The following is a 16,006-nucleotide window of genomic DNA, read 5'->3' on the forward strand; positions in this document are numbered from 1 at the left end:
TGACCTGGTGACGACAGCGAGCGACCATTACTCTGCGTATCGATCTGAGCTACCCCGCGGCCCTAGTCAACCGGCTGACGGGGCTAACGAACGGAGAACCGCCACATGGGCGATTACGCCAAGGCGCTAGGCGCGAAGCTCCGCGCCATCCGCCAGCAGCAGGGATTGTCACTGCATGGCGTCGAGCAGAAGTCCGGCGGCCGGTGGAAGGCAGTGGTCGTCGGTTCCTATGAGCGTGGCGATCGTGCCGTGACCGTGCAGAAACTGGCCGAACTCGCGAACTTCTACGGCGTGCCTGTCGCCGAGTTGCTCCCGGAAGGCCGCGTTCCCTCCGGTGCCGAACCGGCCACCAAGGTCGTCATCAACCTCGAACGGCTCCAGCAGTTGCCCGCGGAGAAGGTGGGCCCGCTGGCCCGCTATGCCGCGACCATCCAGAGCCAGCGCGGCGACTACAACGGCAAGGTGCTGTCCATTCGCACCGAGGACCTGCGCTCGCTGGCGATCATCTACGACATGACACCCGGCGAGTTGACCGAACAGCTCATCGACTGGGGTGTGCTCCCTCCCGAAGCGCGCCCTTCCAAGGAAGACTGACCATAACAACCTGGGGATAGCTCGGTCGAGACGTGACCGAACGGCACGCCTGTGCTTGGCATGCCGTTCGGTCTTGCACTTTCACGCCCTTCCGTAAACGCTCTCCACGAAGCCGGCGATCTGGTCCTCGGACATGTTCCTGGCCAGATCCGCCTCGCTGATCATGCCCACAAGCTGCTTGTTCTCGTCGATGACGGGCAGCCGTTTGATCTGCCGCTGCTGCATCCGCTGCAGCACCTCGGTGGCGTCGGCGTCCGCGTCGACCCAGGCCGGGGTGCCCTGCGCGAGGTCGCTCGCCTTGCAGGTCGCCGGGTCCATGCCCGCGGCGAGGCACCTGACCACGATGTCCCGGTCGGTGATGATGCCCTTCAGCCGCTTGTCGTCGCCGCAGATGGGCAGAGCGCCCACGTCGAGGTCGCGCATCATCCGTGCTGCCTTGTCCATGGTCTCGTTCTCGCCGATGCACTGGGCGCCGCGGTGCATGATCTCTCGTGCGGTTCTCATGAAAACTCCTCTCGTTGTCCGCCGGAGAACACCGTCACCCCAGCTCAGTGCCCGGGCAACTCGAAACCGCGGTCTGTCGCCCAAAGGTCTGTGCTCCTCCGGTTAAACCATCTCGGGCGCGGCCGTACCACCTGATCCGAGGGATACGGACGATCACACCCGATCGTGGAGGCCCACGATCATGTCAACCAGGGGTGTCCTCTTAACCTATTCCAATTGAATATTGTTAATTGAATCAGACATTGCCCACCATTAGCGCTGAATCAACTTTCGACCTTCAATGCCGGAAGTCGCCCGCCTGCCAGCGTGAACGCTCCTTGTTGACGCAACGGTAAAGAGTCAATACGGTTTATGTCGGCCAGGTGGAACGGGGTCCCCTGCCCCGGTTTTCGCCGAACCGACAATTGTCCCTCCCTGCAGTGGCTATTCAGGAATCGGCGCATACCTGTGCCGTTCTCACCATCACCTGGAACTGCAGGCACCGAGAAGGAGCCTGAGAATGAGTTTCGCTCGCAAGATCGCAGGCGTGGTCGCGGGTATCGCGTTCGCGCCGCTGCTGGTCGTGGTGCTGCCCGCGGGCAACGCCTACGCCCACGGCTATGTGAACTCGCCGCCGAGCAGGCAGGCGCAGTGCGCCAAGGGCACCGTGCAGTGCGGTGCGATCAAGTACGAGCCGCAGAGCGTCGAAGGCCCGAAGGGCCTGCAGAGCTGCAGCGGCGGCAACGCCCGCTTCCGTGAGCTTGACGACGACGGCAAGGGCTGGACGGCCACCCAGGTGAGCAGCACGACCACCTTCACCTGGACCTTCACCGCCCGGCACCGCACGACGAACTACGTGTACTACGTCGGCGGCCGCAAGGTCGGCGAGTTCAGCGGCAACAACCAGCAACCGCCATCCACCGTCTCGCACTCGGTGAACCTGGGTTCCTCAGGCCGCCAGAAGGTGCTCGCGGTGTGGAACATCGCCGACACCGCCAACGCCTTCTACGCCTGCATCGACGTCGACATCCGCTAGGACGACCGCGGGTCGTGCCCCGGGCGCCCTCACTCCGGGGCACGACCCGCATCGGTCGGCGCGCGAAGGACCGCGGGTGCTGGTTGATACGGTTGGCTGCCCATCTTCGAGTAGTCCGACCGGAAAGAATCCGATGCTGGATCGCGCTGTCATCGACGCCCTCTTCCCCGCCGATCTGGAGGAGCCGGAGCACTGGGAACAGCGCTACCCGGCCAGGGATCTGCCCGAGGGCGCCAAGGTGACCCGGTTCGCGCCGTCGCCGACGGGGTTTGTGCACATCGGCGGGATCTATGTGGCGACGATCGACCGCGACCTGTCGCACCGCTCCGGCGGGCGCTACATCGTGCGGGTGGAGGACACCGATCAGTCACGTGAGGTCGAGGGTGCGGTGGAGCAGTTCACCAAGGCCTTCGAGTACTTCGGCATCAGCTCCGACGAGGACGACACCAAGGGCGAGTACGGGCCCTACCACCAGTCGGCGCGGGAGCGGATCTACCTGACCTATGTGCGCGAGCTGCTGCGGGCGGGCAAGGCGTATCCGTGCTTCGCCACCAAGGACGAGCTCGCGGACATCACGGCCCGCCAGCAGGCGACGAAGCTGCCCACCGGCTACTACGGCAAGTGGGCGATCTGGCGGGACGCCACCCCCGAGCAGGTGCAGTCCAAACTGGACGAAGGCGTGTCCTATGTGGTGCGGTTCCGGGCACCGGAGGACGCGCCGCGCCGCGTGAAGTTCGCCGACGAGATCCGGGGCGAGTTGGAGCATGAGAACAACCGCAACGACGTGGTGATCCTCAAGAGCTCCGAGCAGTCGCCCCGGCTGCCCACCTACCACTTCGCGCACGCGGTGGACGACCACCTGATGCGGGTGAACCTGGTGGTGCGCGGCGAGGAGTGGATCTCCTCGGTGCCGACCCACCTACAGCTGTTCGAGGCGCTGGGCTTCGAGCCGACGCCGTACGCGCATATCGCGCCGCTGATGAAGCAGATCCCCGGCGGCAAGCGCAAGCTGTCCAAGCGCAAGGACCCCGAGGCCTCCGTCGACTTCTACATCGAGGCGGGCTACCCGGTCGAGGCGGTGCTGTACTACCTGCGCGGCCTGATCAACGGCCGTCTCGCCGAACTGCCGCTCGCGCAGGCGCTGGACGAGCCGCTGAGCCTCGCCGAGTGCGGGGTCGCCGGGCCGCTGGTGGACCTGGTGAAGCTGGAGGACATCAGCGCGGACCACATCGCGACGCTGTCCGGCGAGCAGATAGCCGCCGCGGTCCGCACCTGGGCGCAGACCTACGACGCCGAGGTCGCCGCGGTGCTGGACAAGGAGCCCGAGCTCACACTGCGGGCGCTGGCCGTGGAACGCGAAGGCGTGGACAACCCGCGCAAGGACCTGCGCAAGTGGTCGGACTTCCGACCCGCCTACGGCTTCTTCTACCCCTCGCTGTTCACCCCGATGGCCGGGCCGGACGACGAGCGGCTCGCCGCGGTCGGGCTGTCGGCGGAGATGCTGCGGGCGCTGGCCGCCGACCTCGCGGAGAACTACCGGCCGCTCGACGATGCGCAGGAGTGGTTCAACCAGATCCGCGAGTTGGCCGCTCGGCACGGGTTCGCGCCAAGCCCCAAGGAGCACAAGAAGAACCCGGACGCCTACCCCGGCTCGATCAAGGAAGCGTCGCAGACGATCCGGGTCGCGCTGACCGGCGCCACCCGCAGCCCCGACCTGTACGCGGTCGCCCACGCCCTAGGCGCCGAGGAGGTCGTGCGGCGGCTACGCGCCCTCGCGGCCTGACCGGACTCACAGGCGGATCAGGCCCGCGTGCCTGCCTGACATCGCCCATTCGGTGTACGTCAGAAGGGATATCGGGCGATGGTGCCGCGCAACGTTACCCATTGCGTTTCGGTAAACGCTTCCACATTCGCCTGGGTTCCGCCGAAACGTGAACCAGTTCCGGAATCGCCTACTCCGCCGAAAGGTGCGACAGATTCGTCATTGACGGTCTGATCGTTGATGTGCACCATTCCGGCCGGAATTCGCTCCGCCAACTCCAGGGCTCGGGAGACGTCCGCGGTGAGAATGCCGAGGCTCAGGCCATATTCGCTGTCGGCGGCCAGCGCCGCGGCTTCCTCGGGGGTGGCGAAGGTCAGCACGGGCGCGACGGGGCCGAACACCTCGCTCGCGTAGGCGGGGATGTCGGGGGTGACGTCGGTAAGCACGGTCGGCCGGTAGAACAGGTCGCGGTAGGTGCCGCCCGCGGCGAGCTTGGCCCCGCCATCCACGGACGCGGTGACCAACTCGTGCACGGCATCGCGCTGGCGGGCGTCGATGAGCGGGCCGAGCGCGACCTGCTCGGTGGCCGGGTCGCCGACGGGCAGCGAATCGGCCTTGGCTGCCAGGCGTTCGGTGTAGTCGGCGGCCACCCGCTCGTGCACGAGGTGGCGCCCGGTGGTCATGCAGATCTGGCCCTGGTGCAGGAACGACCCCCAAGCGCCCGCGGACACCGCGAGGTCGAGGTCGGCGTCGTCGAGCACGATCAGCGCCGAGTTCCCGCCCAGTTCCAGGTGGGCCCGCTTGAGGTGGCGGGCGGCGAGTTCGCCGACCTTGCGGCCCGCCGCGGTGGAACCGGTGAAGGAGATGACCCTGACCAGCGGGTCCGCCACCAAGGCCGCGCCCACCTCCGCGCCGCCGGGCAGCACGTGCAGCAGGCCGTCGGGCAGGCCCGCCTCGGCGAAGATGCGCGCCACCATCAGGCCGCCCGACACCGGGGTGCGCGGGTCCGGCTTGATGATCACCGCGTTGCCCAGGGCCAGCGCGGGGGCCACCGAGCGCATCGCGAGGACCAGCGGGAAGTTGAAGGGGGCGATCACGCCCACCACGCCGACCGGGCGGCGGCGCGCCATCGACAGCCGGGGTTGGGCGCTGCGCAGCAGTTCGCCGTACGGGGCGGTGGCCAGCCCGGCGGCCTCGTAGCACTCCTGGGCGGCCAGCCGAAGCTCCACCTTGGCCTTCGGCGGGATGGAGCCGGTCTCGCGGACCACCCAGCTCAGGAGGTCCTCGGCGTGCTGTTCCCACAACAGGCCCGCCCGGCGCAGTACGGCGGCGCGCTCCTCGGCGGAGGCACGCGCCCAGTCCTGCTGGGCGGCTGCGGCCGCGGCGCTCGCCTCGGCCACATCGGGCGGCCCGGCCTCGCCCGCGGTGGTCAACCGCTCTCCGGTGGCGGGTTCGTACACGACAAGCTCGCCGAGCGAGGCGGGCCGCCAGCCGCGGGAGTAGACCGCCGCGGTCCAGTCCGCGGGATCGAGCAAGGTCATCGCCCCTTCTCCGATCAGTGGGGTCAGGTGGTCATGAGCTGGTGGGTTTCCGGTGCCGCGACGTCGACCACGAGCACCAGCGGCTCGGTGCGGGCGGCGAGCCCTGGCAGCACCTCGTCCAACGCCGAGGCGAACTCGGCGCGCGAGGCCACCCGCCGCGCGGGGCAGCCGAAGCCGCGGGCCACCGCGGTGAGGTCGACATCGGCGAAGTCCGGCCAGGGCGGCTTGGCGCCCGGCGAGTGGTTCTCGGCGAGCCGGTTCATGATCGCGTAGCCGCCGTTGGCGAGAATCAGGATCAATGCGCCAGCGCCGTAGCGGGCCGCGCTCCACAGCGCCTGGATCGAGTACAGCGACGAGCCGTCGCCGACCACCGCCACCACGGGGCGGTCGACGGCGGACAGCCGCATGCCGATCGCGGCGGGGATCGCGAAGCCCAGCCCGCCGCCCGCCGCGGAGACGAAGCCCATCGGGCTGCGGGCAGGCAGCAAGGCGTGCAGCAGCGGCCTGCTGGACGGGGTCTCCTCGATGACCACGGCCTCCCTCGGCAGCCGCTGCGCCAGCGCGGTGAACACGTCGGAAGGTCGCAGCGGCGCATCGCCGTCCACATCGAACGTCTGCTGTGGACGGTCGGGCCACGGCGCGACGGCGCGGGCGGGAACCCGGCCTGCCAGCGCCGCCAGGAACGGGCCAAGCGGGGTGTGCACGGCCAGCATCGCAGGTGAGCGGTGGGCCTCGGCGGCGTCGGGGGTGAGCAGGATGATCTCGGTGCCCGTCGCCACCAGTGGGCCTGGACGGTAGTTGTACTGGCGGAATACCGGTGCGCCGACCACCAGCACAAGGTCGTGGCCGGAGAGCGCCTCCCGCAGTCGGTCCCGCTCGGCGGGCAGGTGCCCGGCGAACGCCGGGTGGTCCTGGGGAAAGCCCGCCCTGGCGCCGAAGGACTCCTGCCACACCGGGGCGCCGGTCAGGCCGACCAGGTCGACCAGCGGCTCCCAGCAGCCAGGGTCGTCGGCCAACGCGCCCACCACCAGCGCCGGGGCCTTGGCGGCTGTCAGCCGTTGCGCGACGAGCGCCACCGCCTCCGGGTCGGCGCCCGCCGCCCGCACCACCCGCACGGCGGCGGCGTCCACCTGGGACTCTTCGTACGGCGCCGACCAGTCGTCCATCGGCACCATGACCAGCGCAGGACCGAGCGAACCGCTCGCTTCGTGGCAGGCGCGGCGAATCGCCCCTGGCACATCCTGGGCCCGCGGCGGGCGGTTGACCCACACGGGGTAGTCGCCCGCGAGACCGTCCACCTCGCCGGACAGGAACGGCGCCAACGCGCTGTGCCTGCGGTCCTGCTCCCCCACGACCCCCACCAGCGGCACCCGGTTCTGGCGGGCGGTGGCCAGCGCGCTCACCGCGTTGCCGAGCCCGGCGACGGTGTGCAGGTTGACCAGCGCGGGGCGACCGGTGGCCAGGGCGGCGCCGGTGGCCATGCCGACCACCCCGTTCTCGTGCAGTCCTAGCACGAAGCGGAAGTCGTCGGGCAGGTCGGCCAGCAGCGGCACCTCGGTGGAGCCGGGGTTGGCGAAGATGGTGGTCAGGCCGCACTGGCGGAACACGTCCAGGGTGGCGTCGCGGACCGTCCTCATGCGGCCACCGCCGCCCGGTTCTCCCGCACCGGGATCAGGATGAACAGGCTGGCCAGCACGATCGCGGCGTCCAGGTAGATCGCGGCGGTCCAGTTGCCGGTGGCGTCGCGGAGCACGCCGCTGATCGCGGGCGCCAACACCGCGCCCATCTCGCCGATGAGGTTCCACATCCCGAAGGCCGAGCCGCGGTGCGCGTCGGCGGCCAGATCGGCGGTGAGCGCGTGCGAGAACGGCTGCAGGGCGTTGAAGAACAGGCTCGCCAGGAACAGCAGCGCGGCCAGGATCGCCACGCTCGGCCCGGTCTGCGAGGAGTACCAGCCGAAGGCGAAGGTCAACGCCGCCTGCAACGCGGTGAAGACCAGCAGCAGCGGTTTGCGGCCCCAGCCGCGGCGGGCGCTGTAGTCGGAGAGCCAGCCGCCCGCGGGGAAGCCGATAATGCCCGCCGCGGCGGTGAACCCGGCGATCAGCGCGGCCTGGAGGAAGGAGGACTTGGCGGCGCCGGAGATGATGGAGACCGCCCAGAAGCTGGTGAACCAGAGGTTCCACAGGATCGCGAAGGCCGCGATGTAGACCAGCACCAGGTCGCGGTTGCGGACCACAGGTGCCAGTTCGGTGCCGCGGCGGATCAGGATGAACACCACCAGGCCCAGCGCGAGCAGCACCTCCAGGATCGCGATCCACAGCGAGCTCAGCCCGAACTCGGTGCCCGCCAGGTAGATCGCCATCACGGCGACGAAGAAGATCGCGGCGTAGCCCACCAGATGCAGCCCGGCCCGGCCGACGGGCATGGCGCGGCCGTCGCGGCGGAAGCGCCGCCAGGTCGCCAGCGCTACCGCGGTGGTGATCAGGCCGAGCACCAGGAACGGCATCCGCCACGATTCGTCGTTCGGCAGCAGTGTGCTGCCGAAGTCGATCAGCGGCGGCGTGCCGACGGTGGCGATCACGATGCCCAGCGACAGGCCGGTGATCACCACGCCCATGCCGAGGCTGCGCTGCCGCAGCGGGGTGACCTCGGTGATCAGCGTGCGGTCGTTGGAGTAGAAGGCGCCCTCGCCGAGCCCGGTGATCACCCGCATCGCGACGAACGCGACGAGACCGGTGAGCAGTCCGGTGAGGACGGTCGCGATGCCCGCCCACAGCAGGGACACCACGATGAGCGTGCGGTGGCCGTACCGGTCGCCGAGGTAGCCGCCGGGGAACTGGGTGAGCATGTACCCGGCGAAGAACAGCCCGCCGATCAGGCCGCCGAGGCCGTACGGATTGGGCACACCCTCCAAAAAGGACACTTTGTGCTCGATCATCCAGGTGATGACCGGTCCGGTCAGCGCCCGGTCAGCCGCGCTCACCGCCCAGCCGAGCAGCAGCCAACCCCAGATTCCGTACCAGGGCCGTGTACCGGTCACCGACAAGGACGCCACGCCGCCTCCTTGGAGAGATTCGAACGCGACGTACTGTCGTCCCCATCACGCCCGAGATGCAGTCACATCTTCCACTGCCCGGAATCCGCGGGTTAAGCACCCGGCACGCCTGCCGGGGCTATGGCCTCGCCGAAGGACTGGCCGGGCGCGAAGACGCAGGTCAGGAAGCGGCGGCGCGGGCGGCGAGGCGCTGTTCGATGCCCTGGGCGGCGGCGAGCATGGCGGGGGCCTGCTTCGCCAGGTCCGCGCGGACGCTGTGCACCACGATGCCCAACGAGGCCAGGGCGTTGCCCTCGGCGTCGCGAATGGGGACGGCCACCGAGCAGGAACCCAGCGTCATCTCCTCCGACGTCAGCGCGTATCCCCTGGCTCGGACGCTTTCCAGCTCACGCAGCAGCCTGCCGGGCTCGACGATGGTGTACCGCGTGCAGCGTTGCAGCGGGCGGCGGCAGTACTGGCGAACGAAGTCCGTGGGCTGGTACGCCAGCAGCGCCTTGCCGACGCCGGTGGAGTGCATGGGCAGACGGGTGCCCGCGCGGGAGATGATCGGCACCGAGCGGTGGCCGGTGAGGCGGTCCAGGTAGAGCACGGTGAAGGCGTCGCAGACGGCCAAGTGCACGTTCTCCCTGGTCATCTCGTACAGCTCCTGCATGAACGGCAACGCCGTCTCGCGCAGCCCGACGCTGGTGGGGGTCAGCATGCCGACCTCCCACAGCCGCAGGCCCACGTGGTAGCGGCCGTCGACGCCGCGTTCCAGGGCGCCCCATTCGGTGAGCTCGGCGGCCAGCCGGTGCACGGTGGTCAGCGGGAGGCCGGAGGCGCGGGCCAGTTCGGACAGCGACAGCGCCGGGTGATCCGGAGTGAACGCGTCGAGGATCGATAACGCGCGTGATACCACGGATTTCCCGGGATCACGGGTGTTTCCAGCCATCGCGTGACCTCCTCGACACGAGGGCCCCACCCTTTCATCCAGCGGAAGCGTTGTACAGAGGCCGGTTGGAAAAGCTGTCTACGTTCCCGACAGGGGCACTCAGCTTCGCAAACACAAGGAGATCGCTCGTGGCCGAGGTGGTGACGTTGGCGCATGCCGTCGCGGAACTCGTCCACGACGGCGACAGCCTGGCCATGGAGGGCTTCACCCACCTCATCCCGTTCACCGCGGCGCACGAGATCATCCGGCAGGGGCGCCGCGGGCTGACGCTGATCAGGATGACCCCGGACGTCATCTACGACCAGCTGATCGGCGCGGGCTGCGCCAGGAAGCTGATCTTCTCCTGGGGCGGCAATCCCGGTGTGGGATCGCTGCACCGCTTTCGCGACGCCGTGCAGCACGGCTGGCCCGCGCCGCTGGAGATCGAGGAGCACAGCCACGCGGGCATGGCCAACCGCTACGTCGCGGGTGCGTCCGGGCTGCCGTTCGCGGTGCTGCGCGGCTACCACGGCACCGACCTGCCCGCGTACACCGACACGATCAAGCCGATCACCTGCCCGTTCACCGGCGAACGGCTCGCCGCGGTGCCCGCGCTGAACCCCGATGTGACCATCGTGCACGCGCAGCGCGCCGACCGCGCCGGGAATGTGCAGCTGTGGGGCATCACGGGCGTGCAGAAGGAAGCCGTGCTCGCCGCCCGGCGGTCGCTGGTCACCGTCGAGGAAGTGGTGGATCACCTCGACGACCGTCCCGGTGCGGTCGTGCTGCCGTCGTGGGCGCTCACCTATGTGGCTGAAGTGGCTGGTGGGGCGCATCCGTCGTACGCACACGGGTATTCCGAGCGGGACAACGACTTCTACCGGGCGTGGGACGCGATCAGCCGGGACCGCGCCGCGTTCGGTGGCTGGCTTCGGAAGCTGGTGGGGTCGTGAAGTACCGCCCGGACGAGATGATGACCATCGCCGCCGCCCGGCAACTGCGCAATGGCGCCCGCTGTTTCGTCGGCATCGGACTGCCCAGCACGGCGGCGAATCTGGCGCGCAGGCTGCACGCTCCGGACCTGGTGCTGATCTACGAATCCGGCACGATCGGCGCCAAACCGCCCCGGCTCCCACTGTCCATCGGGGACGGTGTGCTTGCCGAGACCGCCGACGCGGTGGTCAGCGTGCCGGAGATGTTCAACTACTGGTTGCAGCCCGGCCGCATCGACATCGGGTTCCTCGGCGCCGCGCAACTGGACCGCTTCGGCAACCTCAACACCACCGTCATCGGCTCCTACCGCGACCCGGCGGTGCGGCTGCCCGGTGCGGGCGGCGCACCGGAGATCGCGGCCTGCTGCCGGGAGGTCATCGTGGTGACCAGGCACAGCAGACGCAGCTTCGTCGAGAAGGTCGACTTCGTCACCTCCGCGGGCCGACCGCAGATGGTGATCACCGATCTCGGGGTGCTGCGGCCGGATGAGGACACCGGTGAGCTCACCCTGACCGACATCCACCCCGGCGTCGAGCCGGACCAGGTCCGCTCCGCAACCGAATGGCAACTGGCCGTTGCCGAGAACCCGCATCGGACCGCCGTACCGTCCGAGGCGGAACTGCTGACGCTGCGGCAGCTTCAGACCGCATCGGAGAACAACTCCTCTGTGGAGGCAAGGCGATGACGGCTACCCCGTTGAACGGCCTGCGGCTGCCCGGCTACCGCCGGGAGTCCGCGCTGGTCCACCCGCCCTACGACGTCACCGAATACCGCTCCACCCTGCTGCGCGTGCCCAGCAAACCGCTGGTGCCGCTGCCGCATCTGCTCACCGAGATCACCGGTCCGGTGCTGGGCGAGGACCGGGTCGCACCCGGCGACAACGACCTGACCGGGCAGCACGCGGGGCAGCCGATCGGCGAGCGGATCATCGTGCACGGCCGGGTGCTGGACGAGAACGCCCGCCCGGTGCCGCACACGCTGGTGGAGGTGTGGCAGGCCAACGCCGCGGGCCGCTACGCCCACCACCGCGACCACCACCCGGCGCCGCTAGACCCCAACTTCTCGGGTGCGGGCCGGTGCCTGACCGGCGCGGACGGCGAGTTCGAGTTCACCACGATCCGGCCCGGCGCCTATCCCTGGCCCAACCACCACAACGCGTGGCGGCCCGCGCACATTCACTTCTCGGTGTTCGGCCGCTCCTTCACCCAGCGGCTGGTGACCCAGATGTACTTCCCGGGCGATCCGCTGTTCTCCCAGGACCCGATCTTCAACGCGGTTCGCGACCCGGCGGTCCGCGAGCGCCTGATCTGCGAGTTCGACCATGAGCGCACGGTGCCGGAGTGGGCGCTGGCCTACCGGTTCGACATCGTGCTGCGGGGCAGGGAGGCCACCCCGATGGAGGACGAGCACGATGATTGACCACTGTGGACAATCGAAGCTGCCCGTCACCCCGTCGCAGACCGTCGGACCGTACTTCGCGATCGGCTTGACCTGGCCGGACGGGCCGTTCGTCGTGCCGACGGACCACCCCGGCGCGATCGTCATCTCCGGCTTGGTGATCGACGGTGCGGGCGAGCCGATCCCGGATGCCGTGGTGGAGACCTGGCAGGCCGACGAGCACGGCCGCTTCGACCACCCCGACGACCCGCGCGGCCCCTCCCCCGGCCTGTGCGGGTTCGGCCGCTGCGGAACCGACACTGCGGGGCGGTACCGGATCGTCACGGTCAAACCGGGCCGGGTGCCCGCGCCCGGCGGGGTGCTGGAGGCACCGCACATCGCGGTCACCGTGTTCGCCCGCGGCCTGCTCAAACAGGTCGTGACCAGGATCTACTTCGGCGACGAGCCCGAAGCCAACCGCACCGACCCGGTGCTGTCCGCGCTGGACGAGCAGGCCCGCTCCAGTCTGGTCGCACAGGTCTGGGAGGACGGCTACCGCTTCGACATCCGACTGCAGGGCGCTCATGAGACCACCTTCTTCGACCTCTGACCCCGGCCCCTTCGACGGCGTCTTCGGTGCGTCCGCCCTGTCGGCGGCGGATTGGGTGCGGGCGCTGTTCGATGTGGAGGCCGCGCTGGCCAGGGCATGCGAGACGGCGGGCGTGGTCGACGCCAAGGCCGCCGACATGGTCGTCGCGGCCTGCGACGTCGACGGCTTCGACGTCGCGGAGATCGTGCGGTCCGCGGCGTCCACGGGCAACCCGGTGCCGCCGCTGGTGTGGGCGCTGCGAGCCAAGGTCGATGAGGACGCGGCGGACGCGGTGCACCGCGGCGCCACCAGCCAGGACATCCTGGACACCGCGATGGTGCTGCTGGCCCGCGAGGTGCTGGGGCCGGTGCGCCAAGACCTGGACGCGATCGCCACGGCCTGCGCCGACCTGGCCCAGGAGCACCGCGGCACGCTGATGCCCGGCCGGACACTGCTGCAAAACGCCGTGCCGATCACCTTCGGCTTCAAGGCCGCGGTGTGGCTGTCCGGTGTGGACCACGCCTGCACCAGCCTGGCCGACGCGGTTGCCGCGCTGCCGGTTCAGTTCGGTGGTGCGTCGGGCACGTTGGCCTCCCTGGGCGAAGCGGGGCCCGCGGTGCTGTCGGCGTTCGCCGCCGAGTTGGACCTGGCCGAGCCGCTCCTGCCCTGGCACGGCACCCGCTGGCCGGTCACCGGTCTCGGCGCCGCGCTGGCCGAGACGGCGGGCGCGCTGGGCAAGATCGCGCAGGATATCGTGCTGCTGGCGCAGACCGAGGTCGGCGAGGTCGCCGAAGGTACGGGCGGCGGCTCGTCCACCATGCCGCACAAGCGCAACCCCGCGGGCTCGGTGGCGGTGGTCGCCGCCGCCCGGCGGGTGCCCGCGTTGGCCGCCACCCTGTACGGCTCGATGCTCGCCGAGCACGAGCGCGCCGCGGGAGCCTGGCACGCCGAGTGGGAGGTGCTGGCCGAGGCGCTGCGGCTGGTCGCGGGCGCCGCGCGCAGGCTGCGCGAGGTACTGCCCGGATTGCGGGTGGACGCGGCCCGGATGCGGGTCAATGTGGATGCCACCGGCGGTCTGCCGCTCGCGGAGAAGATCGTGTCGCTGCTCGCCCCCGCTCTGGGCCGCTCGAGCGCCGAGGAACTCGTCGCGTCGCTGAGCAGGCAGGCCGAGCACGAACGCCTCCCGTTGCGAGAGGTGCTACTCGCCGACAAGACCGTCACCGAGCACCTGGATGCGTCCGAAGTGGACGACGCGCTGCGGCCCGCCGGCTACCTCGGCTCTGCCGGGGTCTTCATCGACCGCGTGCTGGCCGCCCACCAGGAGCGGCCGTGATCCCCGCACACCGGTTGGACGGGCCCCAGGACGCTCCGGTGCTGGTGCTGTCCAACGCCATCGGCACCACCTCGGACCTGTGGGAGCCGCAGCTTGCGGCCTTGACCGCCCGGTTCCGGGTGCTGCGTTACGAGCACCGCGGGCACCTCGGTCCACCGGTGCCGCCAGGCCCGTACGCCATCGAGGACCTCGGCCGCGATGTGGTGGCGCTGCTCAACGAACTGCACATCGTGCGGGCCTCGTTCTGCGGCCTGTCGCTGGGCGGCATGACCGGCATGTGGCTGGCCGCGCACGCCCCATGGCGGGTGGACCGGCTGGTGCTGATGTGCACCTCCGCCTTCCCCGACCAGCCCGAGGCGTGGACACGGCGGATGGAGGCGGTGCGGGCGAAGGGCACCGAAGGCATCGCGGACGCGGCGTTGGAGCGCTGGTTCACATCCGCGTTCCGCACGCGGGACCCCGAGGTGGTCGCCGCGCACCGGCGGATGCTGGTCGCCACCCCCGACGAGGGTTACCTCGGCTGCTGTGCCGCGCTGCGGGAGATGGACCTGCGTGGCAGGCTGCCGCTGATCGCCGCGCCGACACTGGTCATCGCGGGCGCCGACGACATCGCGCTGCCACCCGAGCACGGCAAGGCCATCGCCTCGGCGATCCCGAACGCGCGGCTGGAGATCGTGCCCGGCGCGGCGCACCTGGCCAACGTGGAGCAGCCAGAGCAGGTGACCAGGCTGCTGCTGGAACACCTGGAGGCAGACCGTGACCGACGCCCATGACCGCGGCATGCGGGTGCGCCGCGAGGTGCTCGGCGACGAGCACGTCGACAACGCCGTCGCCGCGACGACGCCGTTCACCGCGGACTTTCAGGACTTCATCACCCGCTACGCCTGGGGCGAGGTGTGGGACCGGCCGGGACTGGACCGTCGCACCCGAAGCTGCGTCACGCTGGCCGTGCTCACCGCGTTGGGGCGCGAATCCGAGCTTGCGATGCACGTCAAAGCCGCCCTGCGCAACGGGGTGAGCCAAGAGGAAATCGCCGAGGTCCTCCTGCACACCGGGCTCTACGCGGGCCTGCCCGCCGCGAACTCGGCGTTCCCGGTGGCGGCCAAGGTGATCGCCGAAGCCGAGCGCTTGGCCGCCGCCGACCACGGACGTGCTCAGTCCAGCGGCAGGCCGACGTAGTTCTCGGCCAGCGCGGTGGCCGCCGCGGTCGAGCCGACGACGCCCGCCAGCCGGGCCAGTTGCAGCTTCCCGTCGAAGGCGCCCTGTTCGCCGGGTTCGCGGTGCAGCAGTGTGGTCATCCAGTTCGCGAAGTCCTGTACCCGCCACACCCGCCGCAGGCAGTCCTGCGAGTAGCTGTCCAGCAGCGTGGTGTCGCGCCTCGCGTAGTACTCCCCCAGCGCCCTGGCCAATAGCCGGACATCGGCGACGGCGAGGTTGAGGCCCTTGGCGCCCGCGGGCGGCACGATGTGCGCCGAGTCGCCCGCCAGGAACAGGCGCCCGTGCCGCATCGGCTCGGCCACGAAGCCGCGCATGGCGGTGATGCTCTTCTCCACCACCGGTCCGCTGCGCAGTTCCCAACCGTCCACAGTGGCCAACCGCACGCCCAGTTCGTCCCAGATCCGGTCGTCCGGCCAGTTCTCGACGGTGTCGTCCGATCCGACCTGGAGGTAGAAGCGGCTCAGCGTCGGCGAACGCATGCTGTGCATGGCGAATCCGCGCTCGTGGTAGGCGTAGATCAGCTCCTCCGTGGACGGCGCCACCGCGGCGAGCACCCCGAGCCAACCGTAGGGGTAGTCCCGCTGGTAGCCGCGCAGATCCGGCACGGCGGAACGGCACACCCCGTGGAAGCCGTCACAGCCCGCGACGAAGTCGCACACCAACTGCTGGCGTCTTCCGTTGGCCTGGTATCGGATCAGCGGGGAGCCGGTGTCGAGGTCGTGCACGCTCACGTCGTCCACCTCGAACGCCAGCTGTCCGCCTGCATTTTGGCGGGCGGCGATGAGGTCTTTGACGACCTCCTGTTGGCCGTAGATGGTGATGGTGCGACCGCCGGTGAGTTCGCTCAGCGGGATGCGGTGTCCCACACCGCCGAAGCGCAGTTCCAGGCCGTGGTGGACCATGCCCTCCCGGTCGAGGCGTTCGGCCAGGCCCGCGTCGCGGAGCAGTTCGACGGTGCCCTGCTCCAGCACGCCGGCGCGGACCCGGCCGAGGATGTAGGACTGGCTGCGGCGTTCCAGCACCACCGAGGAGATGCCCCGCAGGTGCAGAAGGTGCGAGAGCAGCAACCCGGCGGGCCCGGCGCCCACGATTCCCACCTGTGTGCGCATGCGACG

16 protein-coding genes are annotated in these 16,006 nt (G+C 70.0%); 10 read left to right on the top strand and 6 right to left on the bottom strand.

Annotated elements, in window-relative coordinates; genetic code table 11:
• The first annotated feature begins 105 nt into the window (after nt 1-105).
• Nucleotides 106-594 carry a transcriptional regulator BldD gene (gene bldD / locus ACU6XJ_RS28320; RefSeq protein WP_476318254.1) on the top strand — a complete coding sequence of 163 codons (489 nt, stop codon included), beginning with the start codon at nt 106-108 and terminating at the stop codon, nt 592-594.
• 81 nt (nt 595-675) lie between these two features.
• Here bldD and ACU6XJ_RS28325 read toward each other — a convergent pair whose 3' ends face one another.
• Nucleotides 676-1,098 carry a CBS domain-containing protein gene (locus ACU6XJ_RS28325; RefSeq protein ID WP_476318256.1) on the bottom strand — a complete coding sequence of 141 codons (423 nt, stop codon included), beginning with the start codon at nt 1,096-1,098 and terminating at the stop codon, nt 676-678.
• Between the two features lie 499 nt (nt 1,099-1,597).
• On the opposite strand from ACU6XJ_RS28325, the gene ACU6XJ_RS28330 reads away from it, so the two are divergent.
• The gene (locus tag ACU6XJ_RS28330; RefSeq protein WP_476318258.1) at nt 1,598-2,113 is read left to right on the top strand and encodes a lytic polysaccharide monooxygenase auxiliary activity family 9 protein; all 516 of its coding nucleotides are present in this window, start codon (nt 1,598-1,600) and stop codon (nt 2,111-2,113) included.
• 133 nt (nt 2,114-2,246) lie between these two features.
• Nucleotides 2,247-3,896, top strand: coding sequence for a glutamate--tRNA ligase (locus ACU6XJ_RS28335; RefSeq protein ID WP_476318260.1), 1,650 nt, complete (start codon nt 2,247-2,249; stop codon nt 3,894-3,896).
• Between the two features lie 59 nt (nt 3,897-3,955).
• Here ACU6XJ_RS28335 and ACU6XJ_RS28340 read toward each other — a convergent pair whose 3' ends face one another.
• From ACU6XJ_RS28340 to ACU6XJ_RS28355, 4 genes are all read right to left on the bottom strand, one after another.
• Nucleotides 3,956-5,416 (bottom strand): benzaldehyde dehydrogenase, encoded by a 1,461-nt coding sequence (locus tag ACU6XJ_RS28340; RefSeq protein WP_476318262.1) that lies wholly within the window; start codon nt 5,414-5,416, stop codon nt 3,956-3,958.
• 23 nt (nt 5,417-5,439) lie between these two features.
• The gene (locus ACU6XJ_RS28345; protein ID WP_476318264.1) at nt 5,440-7,053 is read right to left on the bottom strand and encodes a thiamine pyrophosphate-dependent enzyme; all 1,614 of its coding nucleotides are present in this window, start codon (nt 7,051-7,053) and stop codon (nt 5,440-5,442) included.
• Entirely contained in the window at nt 7,050-8,471 is a 1,422-nt protein-coding gene (locus tag ACU6XJ_RS28350) for an MFS transporter (RefSeq protein ID WP_476318266.1), read from the bottom strand. The genes ACU6XJ_RS28345 and ACU6XJ_RS28350 overlap by 4 nt, the downstream gene beginning before the upstream one ends.
• A 160-nt stretch (nt 8,472-8,631) precedes the next feature.
• Nucleotides 8,632-9,402: an IclR family transcriptional regulator gene (locus tag ACU6XJ_RS28355; protein WP_476318268.1), complete on the bottom strand. Its 771-nt coding sequence runs from the start codon at nt 9,400-9,402 to the stop codon at nt 8,632-8,634.
• 128 nt (nt 9,403-9,530) lie between these two features.
• Between ACU6XJ_RS28355 and ACU6XJ_RS28360 the strand changes: the two genes are divergently transcribed.
• From ACU6XJ_RS28360 to pcaC, 7 genes are read left to right on the top strand one after another with little or no spacing between them, the layout of a single operon-like run.
• Nucleotides 9,531-10,334 (top strand): CoA transferase subunit A, encoded by an 804-nt coding sequence (locus tag ACU6XJ_RS28360; RefSeq protein WP_476318270.1) that lies wholly within the window; start codon nt 9,531-9,533, stop codon nt 10,332-10,334.
• Between the two features lie 17 nt (nt 10,335-10,351).
• A complete protein-coding gene (locus tag ACU6XJ_RS28365) occupies nt 10,352-11,059 on the top strand; it encodes a CoA-transferase subunit beta (protein WP_476318685.1) in 708 nt (235 codons plus the stop codon).
• Nucleotides 11,056-11,793: a protocatechuate 3,4-dioxygenase subunit beta gene (gene pcaH / locus ACU6XJ_RS28370; protein WP_476318272.1), complete on the top strand. Its 738-nt coding sequence runs from the start codon at nt 11,056-11,058 to the stop codon at nt 11,791-11,793. Before ACU6XJ_RS28365 ends, pcaH begins: the two co-directional genes overlap by 4 nt.
• The gene (pcaG, locus tag ACU6XJ_RS28375) at nt 11,786-12,361 is read left to right on the top strand and encodes a protocatechuate 3,4-dioxygenase subunit alpha (RefSeq protein ID WP_476318274.1); all 576 of its coding nucleotides are present in this window, start codon (nt 11,786-11,788) and stop codon (nt 12,359-12,361) included. The genes pcaH and pcaG overlap by 8 nt, the downstream gene beginning before the upstream one ends.
• Nucleotides 12,336-13,673: a 3-carboxy-cis,cis-muconate cycloisomerase gene (gene pcaB / locus ACU6XJ_RS28380; RefSeq protein WP_476318276.1), complete on the top strand. Its 1,338-nt coding sequence runs from the start codon at nt 12,336-12,338 to the stop codon at nt 13,671-13,673. The genes pcaG and pcaB overlap by 26 nt, the downstream gene beginning before the upstream one ends.
• Complete coding sequence (gene pcaD / locus ACU6XJ_RS28385; RefSeq protein WP_476318278.1) at nt 13,670-14,446, top strand: 3-oxoadipate enol-lactonase; 777 nt, start codon at nt 13,670-13,672, stop codon at nt 14,444-14,446. Before pcaB ends, pcaD begins: the two co-directional genes overlap by 4 nt.
• Nucleotides 14,430-14,852: a 4-carboxymuconolactone decarboxylase gene (gene pcaC, locus ACU6XJ_RS28390; protein WP_476318280.1), complete on the top strand. Its 423-nt coding sequence runs from the start codon at nt 14,430-14,432 to the stop codon at nt 14,850-14,852. The genes pcaD and pcaC overlap by 17 nt, the downstream gene beginning before the upstream one ends.
• Here the strand turns inward: pcaC and ACU6XJ_RS28395 are convergent.
• Nucleotides 14,828-16,000 carry a 4-hydroxybenzoate 3-monooxygenase gene (locus ACU6XJ_RS28395; RefSeq protein ID WP_476318282.1) on the bottom strand — a complete coding sequence of 391 codons (1,173 nt, stop codon included), beginning with the start codon at nt 15,998-16,000 and terminating at the stop codon, nt 14,828-14,830. The genes pcaC and ACU6XJ_RS28395 overlap by 25 nt on opposite strands.
• Between the last annotated feature and the right edge of the window lie 6 nt (nt 16,001-16,006).

This window comes from Actinorectispora metalli (assembly GCF_056323685.1).